Origin of the sequence: Rhodopirellula sp. UBA1907 (assembly GCF_002337565.1) — a bacterium.
Taxonomy (GTDB): Bacteria; Planctomycetota; Planctomycetia; order Pirellulales; family Pirellulaceae; genus Rhodopirellula; species Rhodopirellula europaea.
Genome location: NZ_DDGH01000052.1, coordinates 1 through 8299 on the forward strand (window position 1 = coordinate 1; position 8299 = coordinate 8299).

The following is an 8299-nucleotide window of genomic DNA, read 5'->3' on the forward strand; positions in this document are numbered from 1 at the left end:
GCTCACCCCAACAACCACGACCAGTCACAGAGCGACAACAGTTGTCCGCCGTCGCGTCGCCGAATGATTCACGACGCATCTCCGTCAGACGAACCCCCAAACCTCCCACGGTCCCCCGAAAACGTTTTCCACGCGGAATTCGGCGTTCTCTCCATTTACAAAACCGCAGCATCCTGGATAAACTGCCGGGCTTTCCTGAAAAAACCGCCAATTCGCCCGCCCCCTCCGCCGCGTGTTCGATTCCCTCTCCGACGGTCTGCAATCCGCTTTCAAAAGTTTGTCTGGTAAAGGCAAACTGACCGAAGGTAATATGCGCGACGGTCTGAAGATCGTGGAGCAATCGCTGCTGGAAGCTGACGTCAGCTACAGCGTCGTCAAAGACTTCATGGGGCATGTTTCCGAAAAAGCCCTCGGAAAACGCGTTCTTTTGTCGCTTCGGCCGCAAGAAGAACTGGTTCGAATTGTCTACGACGAGCTGGTCGAAACGCTCGGCCCAGTCGATTCCGCATTGAATCTGAAGGCCGATGGTCCTACGATCATCATGCTGTGCGGCTTGCAAGGAAGCGGAAAAACGACGACCTGCGGCAAGCTGACCAAGCTGCTGCAAGAACAAGACATCACGCCACTTCTCGTCGCGGCTGACTTGCAACGCCCCGCCGCCATCGAGCAACTCAAGGTGATCGGTTCGCAGCTCGGCGTCCCTGTCCACGCCGAAACCGACCACAAAGACCCCGTCAAAGTTTGCCAAGCCGGCGTCGAAATGGCTCGCCGTGACGGCAATCGCGTCGTGATCCTGGACACCGCCGGACGTTTGGCGATCGACGCTGAGCTGATGGCGGAGCTGAAGAAGATCGACCGGAAAGTCGGCCCCGACCAGGTTTACCTCGTCGTCGACGGCATGACCGGTCAAGACGCGGTCAACAGTGCCGGTGCGTTCAACGACGCCTTGGAACTGGACGGCGTCGTGATGACCAAACTGGACGGTGACGCTCGCGGTGGAGCACTACTGTCGGTCAAACAGGTCACCGGCGTCCCGATCAAATTCATGGGCACAGGCGAGCACTTTGATGCTCTGGAACCCTTCCGCCCCGAAGGCATGGCCAGCCGCATCCTGCAAATGGGTGACATGGTCGCCGCGGCTCGCGAAGCCCACCGAATCGTCGACGAACAAGAACGAGAAGAGCTGGAGGCCAAAATGGCCAGCGGCGAATTCTCGCTCGACGATTTCAAAAACATGATGCAAAAAGTCGCCCAGCCTGGGTTGATGGGACGCATGATGGGGCTGATGCCCGGCATGAGCCAATTCAAAGAAGCGATGGAATCGGAAGAGGCCGGCGGTCAACTCCGACAAATCATCGGGGCGATCAACTCGATGACCCCCGCCGAACGCAAAAACCCGAAGCTGATCGATGCGACCCGTCGCACCCGAATTGCCAAGGGAGCCGGCGTCCAATCGCCAGTCATCACGCAATTGATCAAACAATTCGACGTGATGAAGCCGATGATGCAAGCCATGTCCGGAAAGGGCGGCGGCGATCGGATGGCGATGATGCGGCAAATTCAAGCCAACGCGATGTCGGGCGACCCCCGCTTGGGCGGCTTGAAAACAAAACAAAGCACGGGAAAACGACTTTCCCCGGCCGAAAAGGCCCAGCAACGCAAAGAACGCGAAAAGCTAAAACGAAAACTCAAACGTAAAAAACGCTGAGTGAGATGAAGTGGGCCGAGACCAGAGCAGGTACAGCCCTCTGTCTTCAGCCCCCGAAATCAACCTCAATTCCTTGGAGAAACGACCGACATGGCAGTAAGAATTCGCATGAAAAAGATGGGACGTACGCACCGTCCTTTCTTTCGTGTTTGTGCAGTGGATCAACGCAACCCACGTGATGGTCGTGTGATCGAAGAACTCGGCACCTACGATCCAATGTGCCCCGAAACCGATGCTCGCGCCACATTGAAAGCCGATCGCGTCGATTACTGGATTGGCGTTGGCGCTCAACCCAGCGACAAAGTGGCTGTGCTGATCAAAAAGTACGGCACCGATGGCTCGCACCTGGAAGCTCAAAAGGCTGCCGTGGAGCGTCTCGGACGCCGCAAGGACTACACCCCACCACCAGAAGCTCCGGCTCCCAAGGCCGCACCGGCTGCGGAAGCTCCTGCTGAAGAAGCCCCCGCGGAAGAACCAGCCGCCGAAGCTTCGACAGACGATGCTCCTGCTGCAGAAGCCACCACGGAGTGAGATTCGACGTTGTCACCCTGTTCCCAGCGATCTTTGACGGTTATCTGACCCAAAGCTTGCTGGACAAGGCGATTGTTCGAGGTTTGGTTGAGATTCAGCGACACAACCTCCGAGATTGGGCCGAAGACACCCCTCATCGCAAAGTCGATGACCGCCCTTTTGGCGGCGGCCCCGGAATGTTGTTGCAAGTCGAACCGACCGTGACTTGTGTCCGGGACGTGGACGCCATGGCCGATGTCCCGGCTCGAAAGATTTTGTTGACCCCGCAAGGTCGACGGCTCGACCAACGGTTGGCCGAAGACCTCGCAACCAGCGACCGTATCATGTTGATGTGTGGTCGTTACGAAGGATTTGATCAACGCGTGCTGGACATCATCCAGCCCGAAGAGATCAGCATCGGCGACTTTGTCCTCAACGGAGGCGAAGTGGCCGCGATGACCATCATTGACGCTGTCGTCCGGTTGCTGCCCGGCGTGCTCGGCGATGAACAAAGCAGCCTGGATGATTCGTTCAGCCGAGGAAATCGGATGCTCGAGTTCCCCCAGTACACCCGGCCCCGTGAATTCGAAGGCCACACCGTCCCCGATGTTCTGCTCAGCGGCGATCACGCCGCCATCGCCGCTTGGCGAGCCGAACAAAGCCGGGCGAGAACGATTGACCGTCGCCGCGATTTGCTGCCCGAGCATTCAAAAACCAACCCAGAACAAACCAACAAACTCTCCTGAACATCGAAGAGGTTCTCAAATGAACAATGCCATCATGGACATGGTCGACAAGGCCAACCAAAAAGAAGAGGGAAGTGTTCCTCAGTTCGAAATCGGTGACACCGTGGACGTGCACTCCAAGATTTTGGAAGGCAACAAAGAGCGGATCCAAGTTTTCACTGGCGTCGTGATTGGCCGCAGTGGCAAAGGCGCTCAGGAAATGTTCCATGTTCGCCGCATCGTGGCTGGCGAAGGCGTGGAGCGTAAGTTCCCTGTTCACAGCCCCCGCATCGAAAAGGTCGAAGTCAAACGCAGCGGTGTCACCCGTCGCGCCAAGCTTTACTTCCTCCGCGATCGCGTCGGCAAGGCAGTTCGTTTGAAAGAACGCCGCCGCGTTTGATCGCCGCCCGCGACCAACTCAAAACACTCGCCAAGCTGCTCCGGTTCAACCCGAGCAGCTTGTTTGCTGCGCGTAGCCAAAATCTCGTCGTCTGCACCAAACATATAGCCGGCTGGGCCCCAGCCGGCATCTACAACAAGCAACCTCCACCTGTGGCACGGTGGTCCCACCGTGAACGCGTACTCAACTCGGTGGGGAACCACCGAGCTTCAGATTGTTTCCACTCGCGCAACGTCTGTGCCAGGCATCACCACAGACTGGCCAAAGTACGCAGACAGTGAAGGACCAATGCTCGACTCGCTGGCGGGCCCCAGCGAGCGACAACCAACTGCTCGCCGCCACGCTTCCCGCATCAAGACACCGCAACGTAACCGGCTGGGGCCCCCTGCCGGCATCTACAGCAAACAACCTCCACCTGTGGCACGGTGGTCCCCACCGTGAACGCGCACTCAACTCGGTGGGGGACCACCGAGCTACAGGTTGTTTCACTCGCATCACCTCGACGGGGCCCGTCGAGCGACGAGAACTGTCAGTCCAAAAAACAACCGGGCACGCTCTCTTGGAACGTGCCCGGTTGGACTTGTCAGCCGTGACTTGTTTCGTTGCTGAATCGGTTTCCGATCAGGCCAATCCTTGGCCTCCACCAACCTTCATCCTTGAAGGCGAGGGACTCCTGCGAAGAAGTCCCATTCTCACCGGGTTCGCTGCATCAGGCGATGCTTCCGTGCTGCCAACCCGCCAATCCTTTGGCGGAAAACGGTTCTCGCGGGACAACCGTGGGCAGCGAACCCGGTGGGAAAGGATCAAAAAATTCGATTCATCAACATCCTCTCCGTAGTGTGGTTTCGAATCTCAAGCGACCAAACGATAGGCTTCGTCGCCTTCTTTGGCGGGGGCGTCTTGATTGCGGTCGCGAACGGCGTCCACGAACTCTTCGAAGATGCGAATGTCCAAAGCCGAAGCGGCTTCGGATTCGGGGTGGAACTGAGTTCCCAAAGCGAACCAATCGATCATTTCGCTTTCGATCGCTTCGATCACCCCATCGGGGCAACGAGCGGTGACGCGGAACCCAGGGGCGACTTCATCGATCGCCATGTGGTGACGGCTGGTCACGCGAATTTCGCCGTCGCCGTAAACGCGGCCGATCAACGAGTCGCTTTCGACGTTGAGAGTGTGCCGGTGATTGACGTCTTGAGCGTCAAAGTGTGGCACGGCTTCGGGCAAGTCTTCTTTGATGTGCAAGAACAAGTTGCCGCCTTGCTGGACGTTGATGAGCTGCATGCCAACGCCAATGCCGAAGACAGGCATGCGGCGTTCGGCGATTTCCGCCATCAGCATTCGGTCGCTGGCTTCGCGAGCCGCATCCATTGGATGAACGCTGGGGTGAAGCATGAATCCGTCGTTGCGAGGATCCAGATCGCCGCCTCCGATGAACAAGAAACCCTCGACAGCGTCCAAAACTCGGCTCACCGACTCTTCGTCAGCTTGCGGAGGAACCAACACAGGAATCCCACCCGCGTTGATGATGGCTTGGTAGTAACCAGATGCGATGTAGGCGAACGCGGGGGTGCTACGAGCGGCGGCACGGAAGTCGGCGTTCAAACCAATCAGGGGCTTGCGCGTCATGAGAAGATCCTCTTCATATCGGCGTTAGGGAGCCCGCATGGGTCAAGCATTCGATGCAGCAGTCGGTTGCTAAATCAAATCGAGCGAGATGCAAATCCGCGAGGACTCAGTCGTATGATGCCGCCTGCCGAACCTGCAGGGAAAAGGGCTTTCATGTGAGACTCATCCAGCTTGAATCATCTTGAAACAGGCTGGTCGTTTTGCTTCCCGAACTTTTCCAATGAGGGATGTGATAAGCGGCGCGGCGACAGTGTCGCGTCTGATGAGCGGGAGATTAGAGGTCGTGTTTCACATAACCAAGCAAGAACGATATATTGTGAAAAGGTTCCTCCAGCCCACTACGGGTAGTGCTAGCAAAGGCCTTTTTTGCTAGCAAAGCGTATAATTCAACAACCTTTTCGGACTTTCTCACGCCCTTTTGGTGGCAGAGTGAACTCACCAGGAAAAACGCCAGGATCACCCCCTGTCTACGAAGTGACTTCTCAGCCACCAACGCGGGTTCCTATCTCTCAACGGTAGCCACCCGGCAATCATTGGGGCCTTCTCTGCCAGTCAGCAACCCCAATGCGGTCATCGCAGACGTAGTCTGATTTGATGCTGGCCCGAGCTGTTCTTGCAAATCCGCCCCTTGCTGTGATCGCTGCCTCGCCGATTCGTCGATCGCAAACAATCTGGTAACCTGTTTCGCGACTCGTTGTTCAATACTCCTTGAAATTCACTCATTTCAAGATTCATTCAAAGACGTGCCAGATCGAAGGCTCAATTTCTCACGGCCTTAGGCACTGGAAGGACCGCTGCTGTGCATTTCCCAGACGTCGCGTTGGCATCCATCGGTGTCACCATTCCCAAAGCACAGTGGACCAGCGAACAGATTGAAAAAGATCTGCATCCGCTGTACTCCCGCCTGAAATTGCCCGAAGGCCGGCTGGCCATGATGAGCGGCATCGACAGCCGGCGTGTTTGGGAACCGGGCACCGTTCCCAGCGGCCCCAGCATCGAAAGCGGTCGCAACGCCTTGGAAGCCGCCTCGGTTGCCCCAAACCAAGTCGGGGCTCTGATCCACGCCAGCGTCTGTCGTGACTTCCTCGAACCCGCCACCGCCTCGCGAGTACACCACGAACTCGGGCTGTCACCGGACTGCTGGGTCTACGACGTTTCAAACGCTTGCTTGGGTGTTCTTAACGGAGCGGTCCAGATCGCTGGCATGATCCAGTCGGGAATGGTCTCTGCCGGTATCGTTGTCGGAACCGAAAACAGCCGACCGTTGATGGAAGCGACCATCGCGTCGCTCAACGCCGACGATCGGCTCACGCGAAAGACCGTCAAACCTGCCTTTGCATCGCTGACCATCGGTTCGGGCAGCTGTGCGTGGTTGCTGACCCATCGCGACCTCAGCCCCAACGCAACGATCCTGGAACACGCGATCGCACGCGCCCACACGGCCCATCACAACCTTTGTCGCAGCGATCAAGACACGGCCGGGGCGGGCATGCAGCCGTTGATGGAAACGGATTCTGAAACACTGATGGCCGAGGGCATCGCAACCGGCGTGGCGGCACTGAATGAGCTATTGCAACAATCCAGCTGGACTCGCGATCAGATCGACCGATCGGTTTGCCATCAAGTCGGTTCGCGACACCGAATCGGCATGTTGGAAGCGATGCAGTTGCCAGAAACCAACGACAGCGTGACCTTTCCGGCTCTCGGCAACACCGGTTCAGTCGCTCTGCCATTGACCGTCGCCGCGGCGGCAGCGACCGGAGAATTGTCCGCCGGAGACCGCACCGCGATGCTGGGCATTGGGTCTGGGATCAACAGCGTGATGATTGCCGCGAAATGGGGCGAAACCGCAATCGCCGGCGATTGGGCGGGCTTGCTCGACGAACTGGCTCCGTCTCGATTGGCTGCCGCGACGTCCTGAGCCACCACCACCCGGGATGTTTGCATCGCAGCATGCGTCTTTGATGAGTCCTTTCCGGGCCTGGAACCGATGCACTTCGTCCCCGCAGCGCATCATTTGCTTGCCGGAAATCGTTTCTGGCGCTATGGTGAAAGCAGGCTGCCTCTTTCCTACTGACTTTGAGCGATCTCGATGAAACGCCATTTTCTCCCCCGACTCTCAGCGTGGCGGGTCGCCTTTCAATCCATTTGGCAACGTTTCTCTCAGAGAGTGCGAACCAGTGGTTTGGCGATGTGCCTGACTGCCGCCTTTGGCTTCGCACCCATCGTTGCCCAAGAACCTGCCGTTGCAGAAACTCAGGTCGCGGAAATACCTGTTCAAGCGGAAGTGGAAACGCCAGCTCAGCAACCAACTGCTGAAACCGAAACACCAAAGCCTGCTGCCGAATCGGCGGACGAAGCCAAGCTCGCCGAAGAGCCGGCCTACGTTCGTGTTCACGAAGTCGACGGCAAACCCAACGCGTTGCAAACCGCGACGGTTCAGTTCGTCGGCCAACCCGGTACTCGTTATGACGGGGCGATCGTTGACTTGGTCGGCGTCGTCCACATCGGCCAAGACGAGTACTACACCGAGCTAAAGGAACAGCTCTCCAAGTACGATTCTGTTCTGTACGAATTGGTCGCGCCCGACGGGACTCGCATTCGCCCCGAGGACCTCGAGGAGCGGCGATCGATTTTGGCTTCGGTTCAAACCGGCATGAAAGACATGTTGAACCTGGAGTATCAACTGGAAAAGATCGACTACATGGCCGAGAACTTTCGCCATGCGGACATGAGCCCCGATGAGTTTGTTGAAGACCTTGAGAAACGCGGCGACAGCGTCTGGAAAATGATCGCTCGAATGCTGGGCGCCGGAATCGCTTCCCAAGCCAAAACGGGCGGCGACGCGGGTTTGTTGATGGCAATGTTCAGCGGCGAAGATCGCCCTAAGAACATGAAGCGTGCGATGGCCCGCCAGCTCGTCGACATTGAACTTGTGACCGCTGGCATGGACGACGCCAACGGCGAGAACACATTGATTAAAGGTCGCAACCGCAAAGCGTTTGAGATTTTGAAGGAAGAGCTCGACGCCGGCAAAGAAAACATCGCGGTGTTCTACGGAGCCGGTCACTTGCCAGACATGGCCGAACGTTTGGAAAACGACTTTGGCATGAAAGCCATTCAAACAACCTGGTCCGACGCCTGGGACCTGACCCGAAACTGAGCCCCAAGTCCGTCGAGCTAGATGGCGGATTATATTAAGCCCGGTGAGCCCCTCACCGGGCAATCCCACCGACGTCACTCAAAGCCAAACTTAGCAACAACCTGTGGGACGGTGGTCCCCACCGTGAATCCGCGCGAACCAATCCAAGACTCGGTGGAGGACCACCG

General features: G+C 57.5%; 7 protein-coding genes. 6 read left to right on the forward strand and 1 reads right to left on the reverse strand.

From position 1 onward, the window contains the following. The first annotated feature begins 232 nt into the window (after window positions 1-232). The 4 genes from ffh (at window position 233) to rplS (ending at window position 3343) form a co-directional block, all read left to right on the forward strand. Window positions 233-1708 (forward strand): signal recognition particle protein, encoded by a 1476-nt coding sequence (gene ffh, locus B2R17_RS11025; protein WP_008654064.1) that lies wholly within the window; start codon window positions 233-235, stop codon window positions 1706-1708. 108 nt (window positions 1709-1816) lie between these two features. Next, a complete protein-coding gene (gene rpsP / locus B2R17_RS11030) occupies window positions 1817-2239 on the forward strand; it encodes a 30S ribosomal protein S16 (protein WP_339888627.1) in 423 nt (140 codons plus the stop codon). Next, on the forward strand, window positions 2236-2964 hold the full coding sequence (gene trmD / locus B2R17_RS11035) for a tRNA (guanosine(37)-N1)-methyltransferase TrmD (protein WP_008663724.1): 729 nt from the start codon (window positions 2236-2238) through the stop codon (window positions 2962-2964). Before rpsP ends, trmD begins: the two co-directional genes overlap by 4 nt. Before the next feature lie 19 nt (window positions 2965-2983). After that, the gene (rplS, locus tag B2R17_RS11040; RefSeq protein WP_008654069.1) at window positions 2984-3343 is read left to right on the forward strand and encodes a 50S ribosomal protein L19; all 360 of its coding nucleotides are present in this window, start codon (window positions 2984-2986) and stop codon (window positions 3341-3343) included. 852 nt (window positions 3344-4195) lie between these two features. Here rplS and B2R17_RS11045 read toward each other — a convergent pair. Continuing rightward, a complete protein-coding gene (locus B2R17_RS11045; RefSeq protein ID WP_008653228.1) occupies window positions 4196-4969 on the reverse strand; it encodes a gamma-glutamyl-gamma-aminobutyrate hydrolase family protein in 774 nt (257 codons plus the stop codon). 799 nt (window positions 4970-5768) lie between these two features. Here B2R17_RS11045 and B2R17_RS11050 point away from each other — a divergent pair. Together B2R17_RS11050 and B2R17_RS11055 are read left to right on the forward strand one after the other, a co-directional pair. Continuing rightward, entirely contained in the window at window positions 5769-6890 is a 1122-nt protein-coding gene (locus B2R17_RS11050) for a 3-oxoacyl-ACP synthase III (protein ID WP_286764025.1), read from the forward strand. 249 nt (window positions 6891-7139) lie between these two features. Continuing rightward, complete coding sequence (locus tag B2R17_RS11055; RefSeq protein WP_286764026.1) at window positions 7140-8132, forward strand: hypothetical protein; 993 nt, start codon at window positions 7140-7142, stop codon at window positions 8130-8132. Window positions 8133-8299 lie beyond the last annotated feature (167 nt).

What these genes read in the sequence shown, in the direction of transcription:
- rpsP (WP_339888627.1), top strand. Translation starts at nt 1,817, where the DNA reads ATGAAAAAGATGGGACGTACGCACCGTCCTTTCTTTCGTGTTTGTGCA.
- rplS (WP_008654069.1), top strand. Translation starts at nt 2,984, where the DNA reads ATGAACAATGCCATCATGGACATGGTCGACAAGGCCAACCAAAAAGAA.
- B2R17_RS11045 (WP_008653228.1), bottom strand. Translation starts at nt 4,969, where the DNA reads ATGACGCGCAAGCCCCTGATTGGTTTGAACGCCGACTTCCGTGCCGCC.